The organism is Bradyrhizobium arachidis (genome assembly GCF_024758505.1).
Lineage (GTDB): Bacteria > Pseudomonadota > Alphaproteobacteria > Rhizobiales > Xanthobacteraceae > Bradyrhizobium > Bradyrhizobium manausense_C.
In genome coordinates, this window is sequence record NZ_CP077970.1 from 4,155,842 (window position 1) to 4,180,291 (window position 24,450).

26 protein-coding genes are annotated in these 24,450 nt (G+C 64.8%); 16 read left to right on the plus strand and 10 right to left on the minus strand.

What is annotated here, in order from left to right; genetic code table 11:
* Positions 1 to 21: 21 nt before the first annotated feature.
* The 5 genes from KUF59_RS18975 to KUF59_RS18995 all read left to right on the plus strand — a co-directional run bounded on the left by KUF59_RS18975 (position 22) and on the right by KUF59_RS18995 (position 5,081).
* A complete protein-coding gene (locus tag KUF59_RS18975; protein ID WP_212460199.1) occupies positions 22 to 807 on the plus strand; it encodes an ATP12 family chaperone protein in 786 nt (261 codons plus the stop codon).
* 57 nt (positions 808 to 864) lie between these two features.
* Positions 865 to 2,487, plus strand: coding sequence for a flagellar hook-length control protein FliK (gene fliK, locus KUF59_RS18980; RefSeq protein WP_212460198.1), 1,623 nt, complete (start codon positions 865 to 867; stop codon positions 2,485 to 2,487).
* Entirely contained in the window at positions 2,484 to 2,759 is a 276-nt protein-coding gene (locus KUF59_RS18985; RefSeq protein ID WP_212460197.1) for an EscU/YscU/HrcU family type III secretion system export apparatus switch protein, read from the plus strand. Before fliK ends, KUF59_RS18985 begins: the two co-directional genes overlap by 4 nt.
* 70 nt (positions 2,760 to 2,829) lie before the next feature.
* Positions 2,830 to 3,648: a class D beta-lactamase gene (locus KUF59_RS18990; RefSeq protein WP_212460196.1), complete on the plus strand. Its 819-nt coding sequence runs from the start codon at positions 2,830 to 2,832 to the stop codon at positions 3,646 to 3,648.
* A 62-nt stretch (positions 3,649 to 3,710) separates the two neighbouring features.
* Positions 3,711 to 5,081: a serine hydrolase gene (locus KUF59_RS18995; protein WP_212460195.1), complete on the plus strand. Its 1,371-nt coding sequence runs from the start codon at positions 3,711 to 3,713 to the stop codon at positions 5,079 to 5,081.
* Between the two features lie 6 nt (positions 5,082 to 5,087).
* Here the strand turns inward: KUF59_RS18995 and KUF59_RS19000 are convergent, their stop codons facing one another.
* The 3 genes from KUF59_RS19000 to KUF59_RS19010 form a co-directional block, all read right to left on the minus strand.
* A complete protein-coding gene (locus tag KUF59_RS19000; RefSeq protein ID WP_212460194.1) occupies positions 5,088 to 6,092 on the minus strand; it encodes a dienelactone hydrolase family protein in 1,005 nt (334 codons plus the stop codon).
* An 82-nt stretch (positions 6,093 to 6,174) separates the two neighbouring features.
* Positions 6,175 to 6,792 (minus strand): hypothetical protein, encoded by a 618-nt coding sequence (locus KUF59_RS19005; RefSeq protein WP_212460193.1) that lies wholly within the window; start codon positions 6,790 to 6,792, stop codon positions 6,175 to 6,177.
* A gap of 184 nt (positions 6,793 to 6,976) precedes the next feature.
* Positions 6,977 to 7,381 (minus strand): DUF4260 domain-containing protein, encoded by a 405-nt coding sequence (locus KUF59_RS19010; protein ID WP_212460192.1) that lies wholly within the window; start codon positions 7,379 to 7,381, stop codon positions 6,977 to 6,979.
* A gap of 150 nt (positions 7,382 to 7,531) precedes the next feature.
* Between KUF59_RS19010 and KUF59_RS19015 the strand changes: the two genes are divergently transcribed.
* Both KUF59_RS19015 and KUF59_RS19020 read left to right on the plus strand, forming a co-directional pair.
* Positions 7,532 to 9,064: an acyl-CoA carboxylase subunit beta gene (locus KUF59_RS19015; protein WP_212460191.1), complete on the plus strand. Its 1,533-nt coding sequence runs from the start codon at positions 7,532 to 7,534 to the stop codon at positions 9,062 to 9,064.
* A complete protein-coding gene (locus KUF59_RS19020) occupies positions 9,061 to 9,426 on the plus strand; it encodes a hypothetical protein (RefSeq protein WP_212460190.1) in 366 nt (121 codons plus the stop codon). The genes KUF59_RS19015 and KUF59_RS19020 overlap by 4 nt, the downstream gene beginning before the upstream one ends.
* Before the next feature lie 99 nt (positions 9,427 to 9,525).
* Here the strand turns inward: KUF59_RS19020 and KUF59_RS19025 are convergent, their stop codons facing one another.
* Positions 9,526 to 11,487: an alpha/beta hydrolase domain-containing protein gene (locus tag KUF59_RS19025; RefSeq protein ID WP_212460189.1), complete on the minus strand. Its 1,962-nt coding sequence runs from the start codon at positions 11,485 to 11,487 to the stop codon at positions 9,526 to 9,528.
* 215 nt (positions 11,488 to 11,702) lie between these two features.
* Here KUF59_RS19025 and KUF59_RS19030 point away from each other — a divergent pair, with 215 nt between their 5' ends.
* Together KUF59_RS19030 and KUF59_RS19035 are read left to right on the plus strand one after the other, a co-directional pair.
* A complete protein-coding gene (locus tag KUF59_RS19030) occupies positions 11,703 to 12,188 on the plus strand; it encodes an adenosine-specific kinase (protein WP_212460188.1) in 486 nt (161 codons plus the stop codon).
* A 73-nt stretch (positions 12,189 to 12,261) separates the two neighbouring features.
* Entirely contained in the window at positions 12,262 to 12,999 is a 738-nt protein-coding gene (locus tag KUF59_RS19035) for a protein-L-isoaspartate(D-aspartate) O-methyltransferase (RefSeq protein ID WP_212460187.1), read from the plus strand.
* 106 nt (positions 13,000 to 13,105) lie between these two features.
* On the opposite strand, the gene KUF59_RS19040 is transcribed toward KUF59_RS19035, so the two are convergent.
* Positions 13,106 to 13,567: a VOC family protein gene (locus KUF59_RS19040; RefSeq protein WP_212460186.1), complete on the minus strand. Its 462-nt coding sequence runs from the start codon at positions 13,565 to 13,567 to the stop codon at positions 13,106 to 13,108.
* 204 nt (positions 13,568 to 13,771) lie between these two features.
* Between KUF59_RS19040 and KUF59_RS19045 the strand changes: the two genes are divergently transcribed.
* Positions 13,772 to 14,086 (plus strand): hypothetical protein, encoded by a 315-nt coding sequence (locus KUF59_RS19045; protein ID WP_212460185.1) that lies wholly within the window; start codon positions 13,772 to 13,774, stop codon positions 14,084 to 14,086.
* Positions 14,087 to 14,186: 100 nt separating this feature from the next.
* Positions 14,187 to 14,480: a twin-arginine translocation signal domain-containing protein gene (locus KUF59_RS19050; protein ID WP_212460184.1), complete on the plus strand. Its 294-nt coding sequence runs from the start codon at positions 14,187 to 14,189 to the stop codon at positions 14,478 to 14,480.
* Positions 14,481 to 14,615: 135 nt separating this feature from the next.
* Here the strand turns inward: KUF59_RS19050 and KUF59_RS19055 are convergent, their stop codons facing one another.
* The 3 genes from KUF59_RS19055 to KUF59_RS19065 form a co-directional block, all read right to left on the minus strand.
* Positions 14,616 to 14,867, minus strand: coding sequence for a GCG_CRPN prefix-to-repeats domain-containing protein (locus KUF59_RS19055; RefSeq protein WP_212460183.1), 252 nt, complete (start codon positions 14,865 to 14,867; stop codon positions 14,616 to 14,618).
* A gap of 221 nt (positions 14,868 to 15,088) precedes the next feature.
* Positions 15,089 to 15,595, minus strand: a complete 507-nt coding sequence (locus tag KUF59_RS19060) for a hypothetical protein (RefSeq protein ID WP_212460182.1) — start codon at positions 15,593 to 15,595, stop codon at positions 15,089 to 15,091.
* Positions 15,596 to 15,661: 66 nt separating this feature from the next.
* The gene (locus KUF59_RS19065; RefSeq protein ID WP_212460181.1) at positions 15,662 to 16,360 is read right to left on the minus strand and encodes an ArsR/SmtB family transcription factor; all 699 of its coding nucleotides are present in this window, start codon (positions 16,358 to 16,360) and stop codon (positions 15,662 to 15,664) included.
* 156 nt (positions 16,361 to 16,516) lie between these two features.
* On the opposite strand from KUF59_RS19065, the gene KUF59_RS19070 reads away from it, so the two are divergent.
* The 3 genes from KUF59_RS19070 to KUF59_RS19080 are packed head-to-tail and all read left to right on the plus strand — an operon-like array spanning position 16,517 to position 18,072.
* Entirely contained in the window at positions 16,517 to 16,825 is a 309-nt protein-coding gene (locus KUF59_RS19070) for an NIPSNAP family protein (protein WP_212460180.1), read from the plus strand.
* A 32-nt stretch (positions 16,826 to 16,857) separates the two neighbouring features.
* The gene (locus KUF59_RS19075; RefSeq protein WP_212460179.1) at positions 16,858 to 17,208 is read left to right on the plus strand and encodes an antibiotic biosynthesis monooxygenase family protein; all 351 of its coding nucleotides are present in this window, start codon (positions 16,858 to 16,860) and stop codon (positions 17,206 to 17,208) included.
* A gap of 54 nt (positions 17,209 to 17,262) precedes the next feature.
* A complete protein-coding gene (locus KUF59_RS19080) occupies positions 17,263 to 18,072 on the plus strand; it encodes an isocitrate lyase/PEP mutase family protein (RefSeq protein ID WP_212460178.1) in 810 nt (269 codons plus the stop codon).
* Positions 18,073 to 18,124: 52 nt separating this feature from the next.
* On the opposite strand, the gene KUF59_RS19085 is transcribed toward KUF59_RS19080, so the two are convergent.
* Complete coding sequence (locus KUF59_RS19085) at positions 18,125 to 18,523, minus strand: hypothetical protein (RefSeq protein ID WP_212460177.1); 399 nt, start codon at positions 18,521 to 18,523, stop codon at positions 18,125 to 18,127.
* 167 nt (positions 18,524 to 18,690) lie between these two features.
* Between KUF59_RS19085 and KUF59_RS19090 the strand changes: the two genes are divergently transcribed.
* Positions 18,691 to 19,332 carry a trimeric intracellular cation channel family protein gene (locus tag KUF59_RS19090; protein WP_212460176.1) on the plus strand — a complete coding sequence of 214 codons (642 nt, stop codon included), beginning with the start codon at positions 18,691 to 18,693 and terminating at the stop codon, positions 19,330 to 19,332.
* Between the two features lie 144 nt (positions 19,333 to 19,476).
* Here KUF59_RS19090 and KUF59_RS19095 read toward each other — a convergent pair whose 3' ends face one another.
* Positions 19,477 to 20,679: a cytochrome c gene (locus KUF59_RS19095; RefSeq protein WP_212460238.1), complete on the minus strand. Its 1,203-nt coding sequence runs from the start codon at positions 20,677 to 20,679 to the stop codon at positions 19,477 to 19,479.
* Between the two features lie 279 nt (positions 20,680 to 20,958).
* Between KUF59_RS19095 and KUF59_RS19100 the strand changes: the two genes are divergently transcribed.
* A complete protein-coding gene (locus KUF59_RS19100; protein ID WP_258769855.1) occupies positions 20,959 to 24,450 on the plus strand; it encodes an indolepyruvate ferredoxin oxidoreductase family protein in 3,492 nt (1,163 codons plus the stop codon).

Consider the following 24,450-nt stretch of genomic DNA (forward strand, 5'->3'; position numbering starts at 1 on the left):
CACCAGAGCCGAAAACGTACGATGCGCGAACTGTTTGACGAAGCTGCGGGCCGGTCCCCGCTCGATCCGCAGGAGGCCGTGCGCCAGGCCACCCGTGCGCCCCAGCGCAAGCGTTTCTATCAGGAGGCAGGCGTTGCGGAGGCCGATGGCGGTTTTGCCGTCACGCTCGACGGCAAGGCCATCCGCACGCCCTCGGGACGTCAGGTCGTGATCCCGTCGCGTCCGCTTGCCGAGGCGGTCGCCGGAGAATGGGCGGCCCAGAAGGAGACCATCGATCCCCTGACCATGCCGCTGACGCGGCTCGCCAACAGCGTGACCGAGGGGGTGGTTGATCGCGTCGAACTCGTCACCGACGATCTCGCAAAATACTTCCAGTCCGACCTTTTGTTCTATCGCGCCGGCCACCCCGAAGGGCTGGTCGCGCGCGAGGCCGCGCATTGGGACCCCGTGCTGTTCTGGGCTGCCGAGACGCTCGGCGCGCACTTCATCCTCTCGGAAGGCATCATGCACGTGACGCAGCCCGATCAGGCGGTCGCCGCTGCGCGCGCGGCGCTGCCCGGGGATGCCTGGTCGATCGCGGCGCTGCATGTGATCACGACGCTCACCGGTTCGGCCCTGCTGGCCCTGGCGCTGGCGCACGGCGCGCGCGATGCCGAGCAGGTCTGGGCCGCCGCCCATGTCGATGAGGACTGGAACGCCGAGAAATGGGGAGTGGACGAGGAAGCGGCCGCCCGCCGAGCCGCCCGCGAGAGGGATTTTGACGCCGCCGTCCGGGTCCTGCTGGCGGTGAGCCCGCGCGGTCCTTAACAAGACGTTTACGACGCGCCCGCTAGGGTAGGGGCCGCTTTTCGCGAGCCCCTTGAGATGCCGACACCCGTCAGCTCCATCCTTCCGGTGACCGCCGCCACGTCAGTGGCCGATGCGGCAACGCCTGAGCTAACCCTGCAGGCCGGCAGCGTCGTCGATGCCAAGGTCGTCACCGTGCTCGCCGACAATCTGGTGCGGATCGCGATCGCCAATCTCTCGCTCGACGTGATGTCGGAGGTGGCGCTGTCGCCGGGCCAAAACCTCCAGCTCGCGGTGTCCAAGAACGAAGCCGGCGTCCGGCTCGCCATCGTCAACGAGGCGACTGCCGATCAGGTCACGCTGACGCCGAGTGCAGCCGCAATGGTCGACAAGGCCGTGTCGGCGCCATTAGTCACAACGGCGCGCAATCAACTGACGCCACTGGAGCAGATCGCCGTCTCCGTGGCCTCCAGCGAAGCGGTGACGAAGCAGGGCAGCCAGGCGCCGCTGTTTGCCGATCTCACGGCAGCGGTGAACGGCAGCAGCCTGCCGCCCGCGCTGAAGCAGGCGATGCTCGACGTGCTCGCGCAGCAAACGCCGCTCGACCCACAGCTTGGCGGCGACGACATCGAGGCTGCTTTCCAGAAATCCGGGCTGCTGTTCGAGGCGTCGCTGGCGTCCGGCGCGCCGCAATCATCGGGCACCGTTCCCGATCTGAAAGCCGCGTTGCTGGTGCTGCGCCAGACACTCGCGGCCACTTCGGGGTCGCTCGACACATCCGCCCAGCCGCAGACGGCAACACAGGGTGCCGCGTCGCCTTCCGTGGTCGTGCCGCAGGCCGCGACGTCGCCGGAGCAGGCGGCACTGAAAAGCTTGCAGTCGCCACCGCTCGCGCCAGATCCGGACGCGAACCTGTCGCCGGCTGTACCGCGCGTTGCGACAGGTGCAGCGACGACGCTCGCCGAGGGCCTCGCCACCGCTCCGGCAGCAAATTTGCCGCGTGCTGTTGCTGCCAGTGTGGCGCTGAGCCTGTTGCAGGAGGCCGTACAGGACATGCCGCGCGCGCCCGGCAGCATCTTGTCCCCGAACAAGGCGCCGGACACTCACGTCTTCGATCCGCGCGCGGCCACCGCGCCGCCGCCATTCCGCGGCGCAATGCCGTCGGCGCAGCCGATCGCGCTGCCATTGCTCGCAGCAGATGCTCCGCTGTCGCAGACCGTGCATCGCCTGCTCGGCGACACCGATGCTGCGATCGCACGGCAGACGCTGCTCCAGGTCGCCTCGCTGCCGGATCGCGTCGATAGCGGCGGCCACCGCATCGACCCGTCCGTGCCGCAGTGGAATTTCGAGATTCCCTTCGCGACGCCGCAGGGTACCGCGATGGCGCAGTTCGAGATTTCGCGCGATGGCGGCACCGAGGCGGCCGATCCCGAGAAGCGTGCCTGGCGCGCACGTTTCTCGCTCAATGTCGAGCCGAGCGGACCAATTCATGCGCTAATCACGCTCATTGGCGAAAAGACCTCCGTGCGCATGTGGGCGGAGCGGCCGGCGACGGTGGCGCAGTTGCGGGCCGGCGTTGGTGAGCTCAGCGAGGCCCTGAACAAGGCCGAGCTGAAGACCGGAGACATCACCATTCGCGAGGGCACGCCGCCGCAGCCGGCACCCGCCAAGGCCGGGCACTTTTTGGATCGCGCGCTATGAGCGTCGACGAGAAGACCCAGCTTGCCATCGCGCTGCATTACGACCGCGAGAAGAAGGGCAGCGCGCCCGTCGTCGTCGCCAAGGGCAAGGGCGCGATCGGCGCCAAGATCGTGGAACTCGCAAAGGCCCACGACATCCCGATCGAGGAGAACGAGGTGCTGGCCGGCGCGTTGTCCAAAGTCGAGCTCGGCGAGGAGATCCCGCCGGATCTCTACAAGGCGGTGGCCGAGGTGCTGGTGTTCGTGCTGCGCCTGTCGGGCCGCATTCGCTGAGCCGTCATTGTTTGACCACGATATCCGCGGCAATGTCGCGGCCGCTTCGAAACTCCTGGGATAAGCGTTTGTGATCACCCGTCGCGCCACTCTCGGCCTGCTCACTGCGGCCACCGTCCTGCCATCGCGCACGCTCGCCGCTGTCGCGCCGCCGCGCAGCGAAATTCGCGACAGCCTTGCAAAACGCTTCAAGGACGCCGGCACGGCCGGCACCTTCGTGGGCTACAAGGTCGACGACTACCTGATCATCGCCAGCGACAAGGACCGCTCGGGCGAAGCGCAGTTGCCGGCCTCGACCTTCAAGATCCCGAACTCGCTGATCGCGCTCGAGCTAGGGGTGGTGCAGGATGCCGACAAGGACGTCTTCCCCTGGGACGGCGTGAAGCGGCCGATCGAGGCCTGGAACAAGGACCACACTCTGCGCAGCGCCATCGCGGTCAGCGCCGTGCCGGTCTACCAGGAGATCGCACGCCGGATCGGGCAGGAGCGGATGCAAAAATACGTCGATCTCTTCGACTACGGCAATCGTGACATCGGCGGCGGCATCGACCAGTTCTGGCTCACCGGCGCCTTGCGCATCGATCCGATCGAGCAGATCGACTTTGTTGACCGCCTGCGCCGCCGCGCGCTGCCAGTCAGTCAGCGCAGCCAGGACGTCGTTGCCGACATTTTGCCGGTGACCAAGGTCGGCGAGTCAATCATTCGCGTCAAATCGGGATTGTTGGGGGCCGAGCGCGGTGATCCCTCGCTCGGCTGGATGGTCGGCTGGGCCGAGAAGGGCAGCGCGCACACCGTGTTCGCGCTCAACATGGATTGCCGCGAGCCCGGCCTCATCGCGCAACGCATGCCGCTGACGCAGGCCTGCCTGACCGACATCGGCGCGATCTAGCCTCTCGCGCGTAACCGAAGGCTCGACTAGCATCCCCCGCACCAGAGGGCAGGGGACATCGCATGCTGCATCGCCGGTCGGTTCTGCTCGGAGGCTCGGCGCTTCTCCTCGGAGGGCGGCTGCACGCACAGTCGACGCCCGAGCGGGACCTTGTCGCACTGCTGCAAGATCATGTCGATGTCGGCCGCGAGACGATGGGACTGGTGGCCGGTCGCATCGTGGACGGCCACCGCATCGTCGCATCCCACGGGCGTTCAGGTAGCGCCAACGGCCGGCCGCTCGATGCCGACACCGTGTTCGAGATCGGCTCGATCACAAAAGTCTTCACCGCATTGCTGCTCGCCGACATGGTCCTGCGCGGAGAGCTGGCGCTCGACGATCCCGCATCGAAATTTTTGCCCGCCGGCGTCGCCATGCCGGAGTTGAAGGGCGTGCCGATCAGCCTCTTGGACCTTGCCACCTACACGTCGGGCCTGCCCAACATGCCCGACAATTTTGCGCCGAAGGATCCGGCCAATCCCTATGCCGATTACACGTCCGACAGGCTCTATGATTTCCTGGCGCGTCACAAGCTCGCTTATGTGCCCGGCAAGCACTACGAATACGCCAATCTCGGCTTCGGCCTGCTCGGCCACATCCTCGAGCTCCGGGCCGGCAAGAGCTACGAAGACCTAGTCACCTCGCGCATCGCAGCGCCGCTCGGCATGGACGATACGCGCATCACGCTGTCATCAGCGATGCGGGAGCGTCTCGCGCAGGGCCACAACACCTCGATGGCGCCGGTCGCGAACTGGGACCTTGCGGCGCTCGCGGGCGCCGGTGCGCTACGCTCCACTGCGAACGACCTCTTCAAATTCCTCGAGGCCTATCTCGGGATGCGCGAAACGCCGCTTGCCGAGGCGATGAAGATGACACTGTCGATCCGACGCCCTCGCGAGACACAGCGCGACGTCGCGATGGGCTGGTTCGTCAGCACGCGGTTTGATGACGAGGTGATCTGGAAGGACGGCGGTACCGGCGGCTACGCGACCGTCGTCGGCTACTCGACCAAGTCGCGCAAGGCCGCCATCCTGCTCTCCAACGCGAACGACTACACCGCCAATCTGTCGCTCGGCATGAACATGATCAACCCGGCCTATGAGCCGCCAAAAATCCGCCGCGTGGTGCCGGTCGACGCCGCATTGCTCGCCGCCTATGCCGGCCGCTACCAGATCGTGCCGACCTTCGTGCTGACGGTGCGCGCCGACGGCATCAGGCTGTTCGTGCAGGCAACGGGCCAGGCCGAGTTCGAGGTGTTTGCCGAGAGCGACACCGATTTCTTCTACCGCGCCGTCAATGCCCAGCTCACCTTTGCCCGCCCTGAAGGCGGCGCGGCGGCGATGCTGACCCTGCACCAGAACGGCAAGGATATGCGGGGAACGCGGCTCCCCTGACGTCCGCTATCCCAGCTTGAGCAGCGCCTGCAAAAACTCCACCACCGCCTTGCGGGCTTCGCTGGCGGTGGCCGGATTGCCGCCGACATGCGGGTTGAGCTCGACGCAGGCGTCCTTGTAGGTGAAGGGCGCATTGGTATCGCCGTTCATCAGCACGCCGCCTTCGCCTTCCCTGATGTTGCAGTTGCGCACGGTCTGCGCATTCGCGGACACGGTGATGGTGTTGACGCCAAGCAGGCCGCTGTCAAAACCGTGGGCTGAGTCGGGATATTCCGTCAGCGTCACGTCGCGCTTGGCTTCCTTCAGCCGCTCGACAAAGGCCTTGCAGCTCTTCACGGGATTGTAGTCGTCGGGCGAGCCGTGGAAGATCCGGATCGGTCGCGCGGCGACTTCGGTATCGCTCGCATAGGTCGTCGAGCAATCCGGATAGAAGGGGATGTAGGCCGCGAACTGCGCGCCGGACTTGTTCCAAAGCTTGTGGAAGCGATCGAGGCTGGCATAGAGCGTCGCCTGTCCGCCGCGCGAAAAGCCCATCAGCACGATACGGTCGGGATCGACGCGGGGATGTTTTGCGAGGATTTCCAGCGAACGGTAGATGTCGACGATCAAATTGAGCCGGCCGAGCAGGGCCTGGTTCGGTCCGACCGCGGTCAGGCCGCGGCCGGAAAAGCCGTCGATCACAAAGGTCGAGATGCCCATCGCGTTGAACGCGTGCACCCAGGCTTCCGTCGTGGCGCCGACGCCGCTCGAGCCGTGCATGAGCACCACGACCGGCATCTTGCCGGTGCCCTGCGCGACGCGGAATTCGCCCGCGACGGTCACCGGCTTGCCGGCGGCCGCATCGCCGCTGAGGAATTGCTGGTCAGAGAGGGTCAGCGACGGGATCGCGTAGATCTCGACGCGGGAGGCGACCTCCTTCGGCAAAGACTGTGCCCGGGTCTCGATGCCGATCAACAAAGTCGAGACAACAAGCGCAATGAGCGCGACTACGACACGCGGCGCCGTCAGCATAGTCATCCTCCCCATGATTTTCGTTAAATAGAACAACCGCCTCGCGCGCTGTCAATTCGGCGCACGCAGGCGGCGAGGGACGTTAAGCCGATTTTTCCGCAGCCTTGTTCGCCAGCACCTGGTCTATGGCGCAGCCGCCGATTTGGCTCATCGCCTGCGAGATCAGGTCGCCATTCCTGGCAAAGCCATCCGAGAGGAAGTCGAACTGCGCCCGCGCCAGCCGCAGCACCTCGATCGGCACGGCGACGGCGGTCGCGTTGAACTCATCGACCGACCGTTTGAGTGTCCCGAGTTCTTCCGTCACGCGCGCGACATGGGCCTCCGCATCCTGCATCAGACCGAGCAGCCGGCCGCGCTCGGCCTCGAACCGCGCACGCTCGGCCTCGAATTGCCCGCGCTCCGTCGTCGCCTGGTCGGTGACCCCGGCAAGCTGCGTGCGCAGGGCGTCGATCTGCCGGAGCAGGCCGTCGGAGGCGAGCTCGGCGACCTCGCGCAGCTCGGCATTGCGCGTGCTCTCCTCCTGCAGGCGGTGATAGAGCTGCTCGGCCGACATCGCGCGGTGGGTGAGGGATTCGATCATGGCGGCGGCGCGCAGCAGCATCTCGCCATTGCGCCCCGACACCATGCTGGCCATCCGCCGCAGGAAGGCGGTGGTCTCTGAGGCGCTGTTCGCCGGCAGGGGAACGACCGTCGCGGACATCGGTGATGCAATCGAAGCCAAAGGGAACGGAGCAAGTACGCTGATGACGCTGACCGCCGCCGTACCAAATGACTGAGCTCACGCTTTCACATTCGGCGCCTGATCGAGATTCGGAGCAAGCCAGAGTCAGGTGAATCGGTCAACCCAAGGCGGTTGGCAAAGCGCCGCGGCGAGGCCCCGCGGTTCACGCTTTCCCCAGCCGCCCGATCCGCCCGAGATGGGTGAAGCCGAAGCCGGCAGCATATTTCAGGCCGTAGCCGAGTGCGCGGTCGAGGCCGATATGGGCGAGCCAGATCATGGCGATCGAGAGGGCGAGGGGCATTTCCAGCGCAAAGCCAGCCGTCATCAGCGCCACGGGCGCCATGTAGCTGTGGGCGGCGTTGTAGACGATGGCGCCGGTCTTGCTGTCGGCGAGATAGGCCAGGAAGCTGAGGTCCGGCGCCAGGAAGAGCAGGGCGAACACGAGCCAGGAGCCGCCCCAGACCGCGTAGAGCACCACCATGCCGACAAACAGCGTCAGCCCCTCCAGCCGGAGCAGGGTCTTGACGCCGCCGCTTGCAGCACCGGTTTCGCTCGTCACCTCGTCCATCGTCCGTCTCCCCGCCTAGCGCCTTGTAAAGCCTTGGGCTTTTGCGTCTACCGGCTGCAGGCCAGCTAGGTGCAAACCCGCTTTCCGGCTTGCAAAATGCCGTGTTAGAACCCCCGCCAACATGTCTTAGCTAAGAACTGGCGGGAGCAAATGAAACATATCCTGGACGCCCTTGAAGACCGCCGCGCCGGCGCCAAGCTCGGTGGCGGCGAGAAGCGCATCGAGGCGCAGCATGCGAGGGGCAAGCTGACCGCCCGCGAGCGCATCGAGCTTCTGCTCGATAAGGGATCGTTCGAGGAATTCGACATGTTCGTCGAGCACCGCTCCACCGAGTTCGGCATGGAGAAGACCAAGGTGCCTGGCGACGGCGTCGTCACGGGGTGGGGCACCGTCAACGGCCGCAAGACGTTTGTCTTCGCCAAGGATTTTACCGTGTTCGGCGGCTCGCTGTCGGAGACCCACGCGCTGAAGATCACAAAACTCCAGGACATGGCGATGAAGGCGCGGGCGCCGATCATCGGCCTCTATGATGCGGGCGGCGCGCGCATCCAGGAGGGCGTCGCCGCGCTCGCCGGCTATTCCTATGTGTTCCGCCGCAACGTGCTTGCCTCGGGCGTGATCCCGCAGATCTCGGTCATCATGGGCCCCTGCGCCGGCGGCGACGTCTATTCGCCGGCCATGACCGACTTCATCTTCATGGTGAAGAACACCAGCTACATGTTCGTCACCGGCCCCGACGTCGTGAAGACCGTCACCAACGAGGTCGTCACCGCCGAGGAGCTCGGCGGCGCCTCGGTGCACGCGACGCGCTCGTCCATTGCCGACGGCGCGTTCGAGAACGACGTCGAGACGATTTTGCAGATGCGCCGTCTCATCGACTTCCTGCCGTCGAACAACACCGACGGCGTGCCGGAATGGCCGAGCTTCGATTCCATCGAGCGGGTCGACATGTCCCTGGACACGCTGATCCCCGACAATCCGAACAAGCCCTACGACATGAAGGAGTTGATCCTGAAGGTCGTGGACGAGGGCGACTTCTTCGAGATCGCGGAAGGCTTCGCCAAGAACATCGTCACCGGTTTTGGCCGCATCGCGGGCCGCACCGTCGGCTTCGTCGCCAACCAGCCGATGGTGCTGGCGGGCGTGCTCGACAGTGACGCCTCACGGAAAGCGGCGCGCTTCGTCCGCTTCTGCGACGCCTTCAACATCCCGATCGTCACCTTCGTCGACGTTCCCGGCTTCCTGCCGGGCACCGCGCAGGAATATGGCGGCCTGATCAAGCACGGCGCAAAGCTCTTGTTCGCGTACTCTCAGTGCACCGTGCCGCTGGTGACCATCATCACCCGCAAAGCCTATGGCGGCGCCTTCGACGTCATGGCCTCCAAGGAGATCGGCGCCGACATGAACTACGCCTGGCCGACCGCGCAGATCGCGGTCATGGGCGCCAAGGGCGCGGTCGAGATCATCTTCCGCAGCGACATCGGCGATCCCGACAAAATCGCAGCGCGCACCAAGGAATATGAAGACCGCTTCCTGTCGCCCTTCATCGCCGCCGAGCGCGGCTACATCGACGACGTCATCATGCCGCACTCGACCCGCAAGCGGATCGCCCGCGCGCTGGCGATGCTGAAGGACAAGAAGACGGAAATGCCGGCGAAGAAGCACGATAATTTGCCGTTGTGACGTTCGGCGGCGACGAGAGCGAAGACGATCCGGCCGACGCGATCTCGGATCTCGAGGCGCGGATCGAAGTGCTTTCCGAGATCGCCGAACGATGCCGCAAATTCATTCTCGCCTCGAAGATCGCGATCGGCGGCGGAGTAGCGTTGCTGCTCCTCATGGTGCTCGGTTTGTTCGGAGCCGGTCAGGTCGCGGCGCTCGGCTCGATCGCCCTGGTGCTGGGCGGGATCGTGTCGCTCGGATCGAACGTCAGCACGCTGCAGCAGACCGATGCCGCCATCGACGCGGCCGAGGCGCGGCGCGCGGACCTGATCGGCAGGATCGACCTGCGCGTGGTCGACGACGTGCCGTTGAAGCTGATGTGAGGCGCAGTGCGCTTGGCGTAACCCACCTCTTTATTTTCCGCGTGGAGAGAGAAGTGGTGGGTTACGCTGCGCTAACCCACCCTACAAGTTTGCGGCGCTTCAATACGGTCCGAGCTTAGCCAGTTTGCCTTGCTTCGCGGCCTCAACGGCACGGTCAGCATCCTCGGGCAACAGCAACCGCTCCGCCACCTGCCGCGCCGCCTCCCGCCGAACCGCTGCCACGTATGCCTCATTGTCCGCATATCGCTCCGCGATTGACGGCCGCGGATCGTGGACCTCTTTTCGCGCAGCCTCGGTCGGTGCGAACGGCACGACCGCGCCTTGCAGCGGGTACAGCGCCGTCGGTCCATAATTCTGCGACCTCGGATTCCACCCGGTGTACGTTGCGCGTGGCACGGCCAGTGCAAGCTGACGCACGCCCGCGATCGCCATGCCGTCATTGTCCGCCTTCGGCACGAACACGGGATAGCGGCCGATCTCCTTCGGCGGCAGCATGCTCTGGTCGGAGAAGCCCGCGAGGGTGTGTATGCCGGCGTAGGGCAGGCCGGGGATATCCGTGGGCACCGCGCCCTTGGCCTCGACCAGCGTGCCCTGGCTGCGCATCGGCACGCGGCTCGAGGGCGGCCTCACACCGTCGGTGATCCAGGCGTTGAGATCGGACAGCAGCGCGCGCATCGGCGCGCCCGCATGCATCGGATTTTGCGGCAGCGCCATCGCCACAAGAGTCCTGCGCATGGTGTCGTCGGGATTGGCGAAATGCGGCGTGCCCGCGATCATGTAGGCGCGGACATTGTCGGGCAGGTCGAGGTGGTTGCCCGCGAGATCGGTGACGAGCAGCGAGGCGTGGGAGGCCCACCATTCGTGCTCGCTGTCGGTCTGCATCACTTTGGGGCAGGTTGCCGTCAGCGTGCACCGGCGAAGCAGGCCGTCGGTCCTGCCGGAGAGCGGGTCGCTGAGGCTGGCATAGGTGAACGGGAAGAGATCGGCCTGCCAGGCCGGGTCCTGCAAATGGCGCGGGTTGCGGCCGGGCTGGCCGAAGCGGAAATTGGTCGCCATGCGCCGCGTGCCCGCGACATGCGGCATCAGCCCGTCGAACACGACGCGGCCCGAGAGGTCCTCGTTGAAGCCGAGATAGAGGAAGTCGCGCAGAAAGCGGCCGGATTGCGAAACGCCAAAACCGATGGCTCGGCTGACGGAGGGGTGCAGGGCGTTCAGCAGCGGATTGGCCGGCGTGGTGTCGCGCCGCAGGAAGCTGACGACATCGCGCACGGCCGCGAAGCCCATGCCGAGGATGGCGGGATCGCGCGCGGTATAGGTGATCTCGTAAAGCGCGCCCGCATCGAAGCTGTCGGGGCGCGTGATCTCGACGGTGTTGGGATCGATGAGCTTTGCCGAGAGGCCGGCGGGTGTCTGCCGCGCATCGGCCCAGGCCGCGCGCACGGTCACGTTGAGGTTGGCGGGATCGGCCGCCGGCCATGTCAGGCTCGCGCGGGCCGGGTTCGTCAAATTGTCGAAGATGACTTCCTCACGCGCCGGCCCGGTGACGCCCTTCAGCATCGGCGCGGTCAGCGCCATCTGGCCGGGCTTTGAGGGGATGTCGCCCTGCCAGCCGACCCAGACCATCGTAAAACCCTGGCGGTGCAGGAAACCGATGCTGGCATCGTCTGCTCCTTGCGCATTGTTGGCGCCGGGCTGCGCGGCATCGTCGAACAGTTGCGGCGCAAGTTTGCGGCCGCGGTTCGGCACATCCAGCAGCAGCGTGCCGTTGCCGCGGGTGGGATCGGCGGGGCGGAGGATCACGACGTCGGCGGTCGCCTCGACCTTGCCGTCGCCGTTCCGCGGCGCCTGCGCGAGATCGGCGATGACGGCATTGCGGTCGTCGGACGGAGCGAGCGCGATGGTGGCGCGCGCCGTGATCCGCTCATAGGGCCCGACATCGCCAAAGCTCCGGCCCGCGAAGGCCGGCACGCGTTCCAGAATGTCGAAGCGGATCACTTCGGCTTGCAGCGCGACCGGGAACAGGCATGCAGCTGCGATTGCACCCGTAAGCACTTTTCGCATGGTCGCTCCTTCCCCAAGCGGCGTCAGAGGTTGATATCCCCCGCGCATGATTTTGTAGGTGCCAGTATAGCTAGATCGTCTCGCCAAACAATCGCCGGAGGAAACCGAGGCCCGCCGCCGTCTTCATCGTCCGCGCCACCATCACCGCAGGCGGCTTGCAATCGCCTACCGGTGGCCTACGATGAATTCCGTTGGTACCTTGAAGGAGCGCAGCCATGGAACTCACCGTGGTGCCCATCGTCAAGCCGGACGCCACCAACTTCATCTTCGGCCAGTCGCATTTCATCAAGACCGTGGAAGACCTCCACGAGACGCTGGTCGGCGCGGTCCCGGGCATCCGCTTCGGGCTGGCCTTTTGCGAGGCCTCCGGCAAGCGGCTGGTGCGCTGGTCGGGGAACGACGAAGCCGCTCTCACCCTCGCACGTGACAACGCGTTGGCCATCGGCGCCGGCCACACGTTCCTGATCTTCCTCGGGGACGGGTTCTTTCCCGTCAACGTGCTGGCTCAAGTGCGCGCGGTGCCGGAGGTCTGCCGCATCTTTTGCGCGACCGCCAATCCGACACAGGTGATCGTCGCGCAAACCGAGCTGGGGCGCGGCGTGCTCGGCGTGGTGGATGGCGGCTCGCCGCTGGGTGTCGAAACCGACGCGGACATCGCGTGGCGGAAGGATCTGCTGCGAAAGATCGGCTACAAGCTGTAGCGTTGGATCGGGATATCGGCGGTCGATGCGAACTTGCGTATCTCTCTATGTATCCCTTGGAGAGCGCACGATCATGAAGTTCTTGCTGCTCGTGTTGGCCATGGCTGTCGTTGCGCGGGAAGCGACCGCACAGGACGCACAGGACGACCAGTGCGTGCGCGAACGCGCCGCCATGGTCGAAACCATCCGGGCCTACGCGCGGTCCGCCGCCAGTGTCTTGGGAGAGCAAGGCCTGTCGGAGAGGGTCCTTGAGGCCATGGCGCAAACCAAACGCCATCTGTTCATCCCCGAGCGATCCTGCTCTATCGCATACGCAGACAGGCCGGTCCCGATCGGCCTCGGCCAGACCATATCGCAGCCGTACATCGTGGCCTTGATGACCCGGTTGGCCGATGTCGCGCCCGATCACGTCGTGCTCGAAGTCGGTACGGGTTCGGGCTACCAGGCCGCCATCCTTGCGCGCCTGGCGCGAAAGGTCTGCACCATCGAGATCATCCCGCAATTGGCCGAGACCGCCGCGAAGACACTCAGAGACCTCGCATATGACAATGTGAGCGTCAGGCTTGGCGACGGCTTCGATGGCTGGCCCGAATGCGGTCCCTTTGACGCCATCGTCGTGACTGCCGCGCTTGGGCAGCCACCGCCGCCCCTGATTGAGCAGCTTAAAGTGGGGGGCCGACTCGTCATGCCGGTGGGGTCCGCTTACACCACTCAGCAGCTCACGGTCGTCGAAAAAATCGCCGCCGGCAAGACGACGACGCGCAGCGTCGCCCTCGTGCGTTTTGTCCCCTTTACGCGTTCGCAAAACTAGACAACCGTTCAGCCCGCGCAGGATGGTTGAGCGTAGCGAAACCCATCACACGGTCACGGAAAGTGTGATGGGTTTCATGTCGTTCAACCCAAGCCTGTGATTGCGCCTACGCCGCCTTGTTCTGCTGTTTCATGGCCTCCGCAGCGCGCTTCTTGAGTTCGGCCGGCGATACGTCCTCGATATGGGTACCGATGTGCCAGCGGTTGCCGGCCGGATCCGACACACCGCCGCTACGGTCGCCGTAGAACTGATCCGCGGGCTCCATCAACGATGTGCCGCCGGCCTTGAGCGCCTTCTGATAGACCGCGTCGACGTTGGGTACGTAGAGATACAGCATGACGGAAGTTGCTTGTGCGCGTTCCGAAGCGTCGGAAATCATCACGATGGAATTTCCGATTTTGAACTCCGCATGCCCGACCTTGCCGTCGGGCCGCATCATCGGCTCGAATACCGGTTGGGCTCCGAAGGCGTCTTTCATGAAGCGGATGATTTTCTCCGCGCCATCGACGACGAGATAGGGCGTGACGGTGTGGTATCCCTCGGGAACCGGCTTTACTTTTGTTGCCATGGCTGTCTCCTCTGATTTGACCAACTCGTTCAGGACGACCCAGCCTGCCTCATGTCGTGTCCGCAATGTTCGGCCCGGTCTTTGAACAAAGTATGACGGCTGGTGTGCCGCGCGGGGCGGTTTAACGGGCAGTCGCGTCAATGCGCGCCCGCTGCTAAATTGTTCCTATCCGTGTTGCCTGACAAAAGGCAGGGAGGAACCGTCATGCCAACCGCCGTCTTCATCGTCCGCGCCACCGTCACCGATGCCGGCAAGCGCGCCGCGTTCGACCGCTGGTACGAGAAGGAACATCTCCCCGATGCCGTGAAATCGTTCGGGGCGAAGAAGGCGTGGCGGTTCTGGAGCGCGACAGATCCTGCCGTGCATCAGGCGATGTATCAGTTCGACGATCAGGCCTCCCTCGATCGCGCGACCACAGGTGACGACATGAAGCGGCTGATCGCCGATTTCAACCGCGACTGGCCCGAGGTGACGCGTACGCGCGAGACGCTGCTGCTGGCGCAGGAGTTCGCTGCGTGACATCAGCGCAAGATATCTGAATGCGCAGTTCAGCAGCCGTTCATTTCGCTCGGCCGACACTTCCCCTGCATCACTCACGATTGATTCAGAGGAAGACTTCATGGAACGTCGGGACTTTTTGAAATTCGCGTTGGGTGTTGCGGCGGCGAGTGCCGCGCTTGCGGCCAGCGCGCAGGCCGCACCGCTCACGCCGCAACCGATCGAAGGCCCGGGCGTTGCGCCGCGCACCAATTCCGATGCCCATCCCGCCGTCACCAGCAGCGAGGAAGCTGCGCAACTGAAGCCCGAGCAGGTGCACTGGCGCGGGCGCGGCCATCATTATGGCTGGCGTCACCGTCACTGGGGCTGGCGTCGTCGTCATTGGCGCCGGCACTGGCGCCGCCGCTACTGGTAGCGTTCAATCAGCCACAAAGGGAAAGGGGACCGCAATCGCAGTCCCCTTTGTTATTTGGGTTGTCCGACGGGTGCCCAAAACGAATGTGGCCGCCCAGGCGAGACGCCGGGCGGCCACATTGCGATGCAAGAACTATCAGAACGGGCGGCAGCGGCCGGCATACCAGCGGAAGCCGTAGGGGCAGACGCGCGCGCGCGGCACGACGACGACCGGGGCCGGGGCCACGACGATCGGGGCAGGGGCCACGACGACGCGGCCGGCCATTGGTTGGCAACCGCCATAGGGCCCGCGATACCAACCGGGACCGCATCCGCCGGCTGCGCTTGCAGCCTCGGTGAACCCGACGACCGCACTTGCGACCATGGCTACGGCAAACAGGTATTTCATAGGATGATCCTTCTCGTCCTTGGAACGGCGCTTGCGGCGCACAATGAATCAATGAGCGCGATTCGACACGTTAACTTTTTGGCGACACGTCGACACGACACAATCCAAACTGGCAATCATGACCTGAATGCGACGTGAACGGCGGCTCGCGCCCGGGGCTTTTGGTGCAGATGGCGCCGGGACCGGCGCCTTATGCTTAGTCTTCGCCGACGGTTTTTTGTTCATTCGATTTTTGGCGTGGTCTCGAAATTGCCGTCGGTATTGACAGTGTATAGGTGCTTCAAATTCCCGCCTTCGCCGAGCAGGTAGTAGTGGTTGCCGACGACGCCGGTCTCGTTTCGCGCGCCGCGAAACACGATCAGGCGGCTGTCGGCGCGGCTGACCACGGCATCAAAATCGTCGCCGACCTCGCGCCAGCCCGACACCGTGAACAACTCGGTGATGTGTCCCGACCGGGCATCCAGCAGGACGGGCGCGACGCAGGCCGAGCCGCAGGGCAGCTTGACGACGTAGTAGTGGCCGGCCGCGCTGACCTTCTCCTCTGACACGGCGTAGTGAAACTGCTCGCGGACGTCGCGAAGATACTGGTTGTGCAGGCGCGGCTTGGCCGGCTTGCCGGCGAAGACCTTTGCCGGATAGTCGGCGAATTTAGGCGGGATATCCGCGCGGGCGGGCAGGATGTAGCCCGCGACAAGCAGTGCAGGCGTCAATCGGAGCAGGCGATGCATGGCGGTCTCGAAGCTTCTTGCTCCGTAGGTCGTCCAGGCCATTGGAAAGTTCAAACGCCTTGCCGCCTAGTCGCTGCCCTTGCCGAACAGCGCGGCAAAGCTCTTCTCGCCGGTGCGGGTGAAATTCACGACGCGGCTGCCCGGCGTCGCATCGCGCGCCGCCCATTTCAGTTCGGTGAAGCGCTGCATCATGGTCGCGCCAAGCGTGCCGGCGAGGTGATGGCGCCGTTCGCTCCAGTCCAGGCACGCCTTGCAGACCGGGCGGCGCGGATGGGTGAGCATGTCCTGCGAGATCTGCAAATGTTTGGCGAGGAAGCGCTCGCCCTCGGCGGTCAGCTCGATGTCCTGCTTCTTCTGCCTGACCAGGCGCCGCTCGCGCATGCTGTCGAGCATCTGAACGCCGAGGTCGCCGGCAAGATGGTCGTAGCAGATGCGCGCCCGCCGCAGTGCCGGATCCTTCGGACCCGTGCGCACGCGCATGTGCCCGGCACGCGCGGCAAGGCCCGCAAGGCCTTCCAGGACGCCGGCGACATCGGGGTCGGTGAGGCGATAGTAGCGATGGCGGCCCTGCTTCTCAGGCTCGATCAGCCCGCCAGCCTCGAGCTTGGAAAGATGCGAACTCGCGGTCTGCGGCGTGATGCCGGCTTCCTGCGCCAGTTCGCTTGCGGTCAGCGCGCGACCGTTCATCAGCGCGGTCAGCATGTTTGCGCGGGCGGGGTCGCCGACCAGCGAAGCGACCATGGCGATGTCGGGTCCTGCTTTCATGCTTCGATGGTAGCCGAAGCATCGTGGAGGAGCAAGCGCGTAGTCTGGACCACAAGCTCGTCATTGCGAGCGCAGCGAAGCAATCCAGGCTGTCACCGCGGAAAGATTCCTGGATTGCTTCGCTGCGCTCGCAATGACAGGAAAGAGGAGCACGCCATGTCCGTCACCGTCTTCATCCGCTACCAGCTCGATCCCTTCAAGCGCGCGCAGTTCGAGGAGTATTCAAGGCGCTGGCTCACCATCATCCCGAAATGCGGCGGTGACCTGATCGGCTATTTCATGCCGCATGAGGGAACCAACAACATCGCGTTCGCGCTGATCACGTTCGAGAGTCTCGCCGCCTACGAGGCCTATCGCGCGCGGCTGCGCGGAGATGCCGAAGGCATGGCGAACTTTGGTTTTGCTGAGGAGCACAAGTTTATCCTCAGCGAGGAGCGGACCTTTTTGCGCAAGGTGGTATTGTAGGCCAACACCACGTCGCAACGCAGGAGGCGCCCATGATCGCCGTGATCTTCGAGGTCTGGCCGAAGGACGAGCACCGGCAGCATTATTTCGATCTCGCTGCCGACCTGAAGCCGATCCTGCAGACCATCGATGGCTTCATCTCGGTCGAGCGGTTCGAAAGCCTGACCGAGAAGGGCAAGATCCTGTCGGTGTCGTTCTGGCGCGACGAAGCGGCGGTGCAGGCCTGGCGCAATACGATGGAGCATCGCCGCGCCCAGGCGAGGGGGCGCGGGGCGTACTTTGCCGACTACCGCTTGCGCATCGCCAGCGTCGTCAGGGACTACGGCATGAGCGAGCGCGATGAAGCACCGAAGGATAGCCGCGCGGTGCACGAGGCGCACTAGCGCTGCCCCGCGCGCATCCCCATCTCTGCGCCGCCAACACAAAGGGAGAGAAACATGACGGTCACGACCGCCGACAAGCGCGCCACCTTCAGGAAGATGCACGAGAGCGGATGCTTCATCCTGCCCAATCCGGTCGATGTCGGCAGCGCCAAAGCCTTGCAGCATCTCGGCTTCAAGGCGATCGCATCATCCAGCGCGGGCTTTGCATGGACCATCGGCAAGGCCGACAACCACGTGACGGTCGAGGAGGTCTGTCAGCATCTGGCAGCATTGTGCTCGGCGACCGACATCCCCGTGAACGCGGATTTCGAGGGCGGCTTCGCGGTCGAGCCGGACAGGGTCGCCGACCATGTCGAACGTGGCGTTCGGACCGGCGTGGCCGGCCTGTCGATCGAGGATTCCACCGGCGACAAGGACAAGCCGCTCTACGACCGCGCACTCGCGGTCGAGCGCATCCGTGCCGCCCGTTCGGCGATCGGCGACAGCGGTACGATTCTGGTCGGGCGCTGCGAGGCTTATCTGTGGGGCGTGACCGACCTCAAGCTCGTGATCGATCGTCTCACCGCTTATGCGGAGGCGGGTGCGGATTGTCTCTACGCGCCCGGCCTGAAGACGCGCGAGGATATCGCGGCGGTGGTGAAGGCCGTTGCGCCAAGACCGTTCAACCTGTTGATCGGTGGATCGGGCCTCTCGCTTGCAGAGGCCGCCGACCTCGGCGTGCGTCGCATCAGCGTCGGCGGCTCGCTCGCGCGCGCCGCCTGGGGCGGTTTCATGCGCGCGGCGAAGGAGATGGCGGAGAAGGGCACCTTCACCGAGCTCGGGAGCGGTTATCCCGGCGGCGAGCTCAACAAGATGTTCAGCTAGCGCAAACGAAAGCGGCGGGATGTTTGGTGCCGCCGCTTTCGCTTCAACTCGCTTACTGCGACTTGGAGCCGTCAGACGGAGTCTGGGTATCCGGCACCGGCTTGCTCGGCGCTGCACCCGTGGTCACGCCCGGCGCGGCATTATTGCGCGGCGTCACGTCGCGCATGCCGGGAGGCGCGGCCGGATTGGTCGCAGGCGCCGTCTGTTGTGCCGTCTTCGCTGACGGCTCGGTCGTGGCCTCCTTCACGCTGGTATTGTTCAGGCCGTAGAACACGGCGCCGAGCACCAGCGCGATTGCCACTGCGAACAGCGCAACCTTGCCGCTGGAGGCGGGGCCTTCGCCCAGTTCCGGGTCAGCCTGGAGCTGGCTATCCCGGCGCGCCTCACGAAGATACTCATCGTCGGCAAAATTCGGTCGATACGGATCGTTGGGAAAACGGTCGTCAGCCATCGATTGGATCTCCTCGATTGATTGCGGCAAGACAACCGATGGATGCGGAGTTCGGTTCCGGGCAGCTCATGCTTTCGTCGCATGTTGCCCCCGGATCGGGAATCGGGAACCTGTTCTTTGCGGAACCAAGGACGTAGGTTCCATCATCAAGAATGGGAACTGTGGCGATGTGGAGCCTGCCGCCGAGCGATAGCGTCTTGCATTTCCTGTCTCTCGTTGCGCTCGCAGCGCAGGGAATGACGGCCGCGCTCGCTGCCGGCCGGCGCAGCATGGATTGGCTCGGCGTCTGCTTTCTCGGCTGCATCACCGCGCTCGGCGGCGGCACGCTGCGCGATCTCTTCCTCGGCCATTACCCGCTCGCCTGGGTGCAAAATCCGATCTATCTCGCGATCACCGGCGGCGCGGCCTTCGTCACGATTCTGATCGCGCGCCTCGTGCACCGGCTCAACCTCGCCTTCATCGTGCTCGACGCCATCGGCCTCGTGGTCTTCACCATGGCCGGCTGCGACGTTGCCTGGCAGATGGATGCATCGCTGCCAATCGTGATCGTCTCCGGCATGATAACGGGCTGCGCCGGCGGCGTGCTGCGCGACGTGCTCTGCAACGACGTGCCGCTGCTGTTTCGCTCAGAACTCTACGCCAGCGTCTCCGTCGTCACCGGCCTGTTCTATGCGACCGCGTTCGGTCTGAAGCTCAACAGCGAAGTCTGGACTGTGCTGACCTTCGTGCTCGGTGTCAGCTTCCGTTTGCTCGCGGTGCGCTACAAATGGGAGATGCCGAAGTTCGTGTTCACCGGCGACGAGAGGTAGGTTGCTCTCTTCACGCTTCGCTATTTCCGTTGAAGCCCCGCCGCTTCCACATCGTCATTGCGAGCGTAGCGAAGCAATCCAGAGTCTTTCCGCGGAGGGATTCTGGATTGCTTCGCTGCGCTCGCAATGACAGCGAGGGATCAACTACTTCCGCGCCTTCGCGACCTGCTCCGCCGTCACCAGCGGCGCGGCGTTGCCCCAGGAATTGCGGATGTAGTTCGTGACCGCGGCGATCTGCTCGTCCGACAATTGCTTGGCATAGCCCGGCATCTCGCCGGTGTTGGGGGCGCGCGGCGTCGTTACGGTGTGCGCGCCGTCGAGGATGATACGGATCGTGGAGGAGGGGTTGATTGATTGCAGCAGCGCATTGCCGGGTAGCGGCGGATAGATGCGCGGCGCGCCGGAGCCATCCGCCTCATGACAGGCGATGCAGAAGCGTGCGTAGACGGCCTGGCCGGCTTTCATCTCGCCGTCCTCCGGCGGCGTCACCAATGGCTCGCGTCGCCCCGGCGGCAGGCCCTTCAGATACACCGCTATCGCGCGCACGTCGGCGTCGCTCATCTTCGAGGTCGAGTTGAGGATGACTTCGGCCATCAGCCCGCCGGCATGGCTCTTGGCGTTACGCCCGCTTTGCAGATATTCGGCGATGTCGCCAGCGCTCCAGGACTGCAGCCCGCTGCGCGCGGCACTGTCGAGCCGCGGCGCGAACCAGCCGTCGACAGGGCTGCCGGAAAACGCGAGCTCTCGCTTGTCCGCGCCGAACCAATTCTTCGGCGTGTGGCAGGCGCCGCAATGTGCCAGCCCCGTGACGAGATAGCCGCCCCGATTCCAGGCTGCGCTCTTGAACTGATCGGGCTCGAACAGGCCGGGCTTGAAGAACAGCCAGCTCCAGGCCCGCATCAGCACGCGGTAGTTCAGCGGCCAGCGCAGCTCCGGCGGCTTGACCCGGTTCGCAACCGGCGCCTGCGTGCCGAGATAGGCGCGGATCGCCAGCGTGTCGTCCTTGGTCATCTTGGTGAAGTAGGGGTAGGGGAAGGCCGGATAGTAATTCGAGCCATCGGGCGCAATGCCGAAGCGCAGCGCGCGCGTGAAATCGGCGTCACTCCAGGACCCGATTCCGGTCTCCCGGTCCGGCGTCAGGTTCGGCGAGTAGATGCCACCGAACGGCGTATCGATGCGTTTGCCCCCGGCAAAGGGTTTTGAGGGATCGGCGGTGTGGCAGCTTGCGCAATCGCCGGCCTCGGTGAGCGCCTTGCCGCGGGCGATCGTCTCCGGCGAGGGCTCGCTGGCTCCTGCGGCGCCGGCAATTGCACTGCACAAAGCCAGACACACCAGAATCGCCCGCATCATCACGCCTTCCCTGCGACCATTCGCCAAGATCCACATCAAGGTCCCCATTATAGGGACGTTACGTCGTTTCGCGATGCCCGGGGTAAGCTGACACAAAGTGAAAAAGCGAGCGCACTTCCGGCCACGAAATTGCGAATTCATCATCGGCGGCGGATTGCTCCAGATTTGTGGTGCGGAGCGTTAAATATCCGACATAGAGTGGCGAAGACGGTCCGCCCGACATAAGTGAAAACAACGGGCGGGACCAAGGGTTTAGGGCGGCAAAGAGGACGCGGCATGGGCATCAACCAGGGTCCGATCAGTCTCGATCAAAAATACACGCAGAGCACGGGACACGTCTTCACCACGGGCATCCAGGCGCTGGTCCGCCTGCCGATGGCCCAGATCCGGCGCGACCGCGCCGCAGGCCTCAACACCGCAGGCTTCATTTCAGGCTACCGCGGCTCGCCGCTCGGCGGCTACGACCAGCAGCTCTTCGCCGCCCGAAAACATCTCGAGCAGTACAACATCAAGTTCCAGCCCGGCGTGAACGAGGACCTGGCTGCGACCGCCATCTGGGGCTCGCAGCAGCTCAACCTCTCGCCCGGCGCAAAGTACGATGGTGTGGTCGGCATCTGGTACGGCAAGGGCCCAGGCGTCGACCGCTGCGGCGACGTCTTCCGCCACGGCAATGCGGCGGGCTCAGCGAAGAACGGCGGCGTACTTTGTCTGGCCGGTGACGACCATGGCGCAAAATCCTCGACCGTCCCGCATCAGTCCGACCACGCCTTCATCTCGGCCCTGATGCCCTATCTCTATCCTTCGAGCATCCACGAGATGATCGAGATGGGCCTCTTGGGCATCGCGATGTCGCGCTACTCGGGCTGCTGGGTCGGCATGAAGGTGATCACCGAGACGGTGGAGACCACCGCTGAGATCGATCTCACCGACGAGATGAAGCCCTTCATCATCCCGACCGATTTCGAATTGCCGCCGGGCGGGCTCAATCTGCGCTGGCCCGACGACCGCTTCGAGCAGGACCGCCGCCTGCAGGACTACAAGGGCTTTGCCGCGATCGCCTTTGCGCGCGCCAACAAGGTCAACCGCGTCACCATGGATTCGCCGAATGCGCGCTTCGGCATCATGGCGTCCGGCAAGAGCTATGAGGACGTCCGCCAGGCGCTACGCGAATTGGGCATCACCGAGGAGGTCGCCGCCAAGATCGGCCTTCGCCTCTACAAGATCGGCATGCCCTGGCCGCTCGAGCCGGAAGGCGTGCGGCAGTTCGCCGTCGGCCTGGAAGAGATCTTCATCGTCGAGGAACGGCGCGAGATCGTCGAGAACCAGGTCAAGCAGGAGCTGTTCAACTGGCGCGACGACGTCCGCCCGCGCATCGTCGGCAAGATGGACGAGCACGACAAGCGCTTCCTCACCTTCGCCGCCGAGCTTAGCGTCGCCTCGCTTGCAAGCTCGCTGACCGAACGACTTCTCCGACTTAATCTCAATCCCGAAATCGCCGAAATGCTTCGCGCCAAGGCCGACTGGTTCAACGGTCGCCAGGCGTCCCAGATGATCCCGTCAGCGCCGGTCTCCCGCACCCCGTATTTCTGCTCCGGCTGCCCCCACAACACCTCGACAAAGGTCCCCGAAGGAAGCCGCGCGCTCGCCGGCATCGGCTGCCATTTCATGGCGCTGTGGATGGACCGCTCAACCGAGACGTTTACGCATATGGGCGGCGAGGGCGTGCCGTGGGTCGGCATCGCGCCCTTCACCAACGAGAACCACATTTTTGCCAATCTCGGCGACGGCACCTATTTCCATTCCGGCTATCTGGCGATCCGGCAGGCGGTCGCCTCCAAGACCAACATCACCTACAAGATCCTCTACAACGACGCGGTGGCCATGACCGGCGGCCAACGCCATGACGGCGATCTCTCGCCGCAGCAGATCACCTTCCAGCTCCACGCCGAAGGCATCCGCGAGATCTATCTGGTCTCCGAGAATCCCGATGCCTATCCCGCCGACACCATCGCGCCCGGCGTGAAGAAGTATCATCGCGACGAGCTCGAGAACGTCATGAAGATGTGCCGCGAGTTCAAGGGCACCTCGGCGATCGTCTTCGTGCAGACCTGCGCGGCCGAAAAGCGCCGCCGCCGCAAGCGCGGCCTGATGGAGGATCCGCCGCGCCGCGTGATGATCAACCCGGCCGTCTGCGAGGGCTGCGGCGACTGCTCGGTGCAGTCGAACTGTATCTCGGTCGAGCCGCTGGAGACCGAGTTCGGCCGCAAGCGCGCCATCAACCAGTCGTCCTGCAACAAGGACTATTCCTGCCTCAAGGGCTTTTGCCCGTCCTTCGTCACCATCGACGGCGGGGCGCCACGCCACCGCGCGCCGGCCGAGCTTGCCGACATCGGTGAGTTGCCCGAGCCGGCCTCGCGCCCGACGCTCGACAAGCCCTACAACATCGCCGTCGGCGGCGTCGGCGGCACCGGCGTCTTGACCATCGGCGCGCTGCTCGGCATGGCAGCGCATATCGAGGGCAAGGCCTCGATGATCCTCGACATGTCCGGCCTCGCGCAGAAGGGGGGCGCGGTGCTGAGCCATGTTCGCCTGTCCGACCATCCGGCCGAAGTGACATGCTCGCGCATCGTCACCGGCACAGCCGACCTCGTGCTCGCCGCGGACGAGGTGGTTGCGGTCGCCAAGGACACGATCTCGCTCTGTGACTCCGGCCGCACCCACGGCATCATCAACAGCCACGTCATTCCGACCGCCGACTTCATCCTCAATCGCGACTTCAACTTCCAGACCCGCAAGCTGAATGCGGTGCTTGAAACCGCGCTGCACAAGGATTCCGTGTTCTTCGATTTCACCAAGCCCGCCGAGCAGCTTCTTGGCGACTCTATCGCCACCAACATGATGATGATGGGCTATGCCTATCAGAAGGGCCTTCTGCCTGTTGGTGCCGAGGCCATCGAGCAGGCGATCGAGGTCAACGGCGTCTCGATCAAGATGAACAAGGAGGCGTTCCGGCTCGGCCGTCTCGCCGTCGCGGACCCTGCGCGCCTCGCCGACATGTTGAAGGGGACGGACGAGGTGGCCGCCCCGAAGACGCTCGATGCGATGACGCTCGACGAGATCATCGATCATCGCGTCAAGCATCTCACGGCCTATCAGAATGGCCGTCTGGCAAAACGCTATCGCAAGCTGGTCGACCAGGTCCGCGATGCCGCGGTGAAGGGCGGCCATGGCGATGCGCTGCCGCGCGCGGTTGCGATCAACTACGCAAAACTGCTCGCCTACAAGGATGAGTACGAGGTCGCGCGGCTCTTCACCGACGGCAAGTTCGAGCAGCAGCTCCGCGACCAGTTCGAGGGCGACTACAAGTTCAGCTTCAACCTCGCGCCGCCGATTTTGGCTGGTAGTGTCGATGCGCTGGGCCGGACGAAGAAGCGGGCCTTCGGTCCGTGGATGCTCGGCATGTTCCGCTGGCTGGCAAAATTCCGCTTCCTGCGCGGCACCCCGCTTGACGTCTTTGGCTACAGCGCCGACCGCAAGATCGAGCGCGACCTGATCGCAGGCTACGAGAAGGACGTCGCCACCGTACTCGGCCTGCTGTCGCGGGTTACGCACGACACGGCCGTGGAGCTGTTGTCGCTGCCCGACCGCATCCGCGGCTACGGCCCGGTCAAGGAGAAGGCGATCGCGGACGCCAAGACCCGCTACGCCCAGCTCGCCGCCGACCTCGCGAGCCCGCCGCCCGCACCACGGCAGATCGCGGCGGAGTAG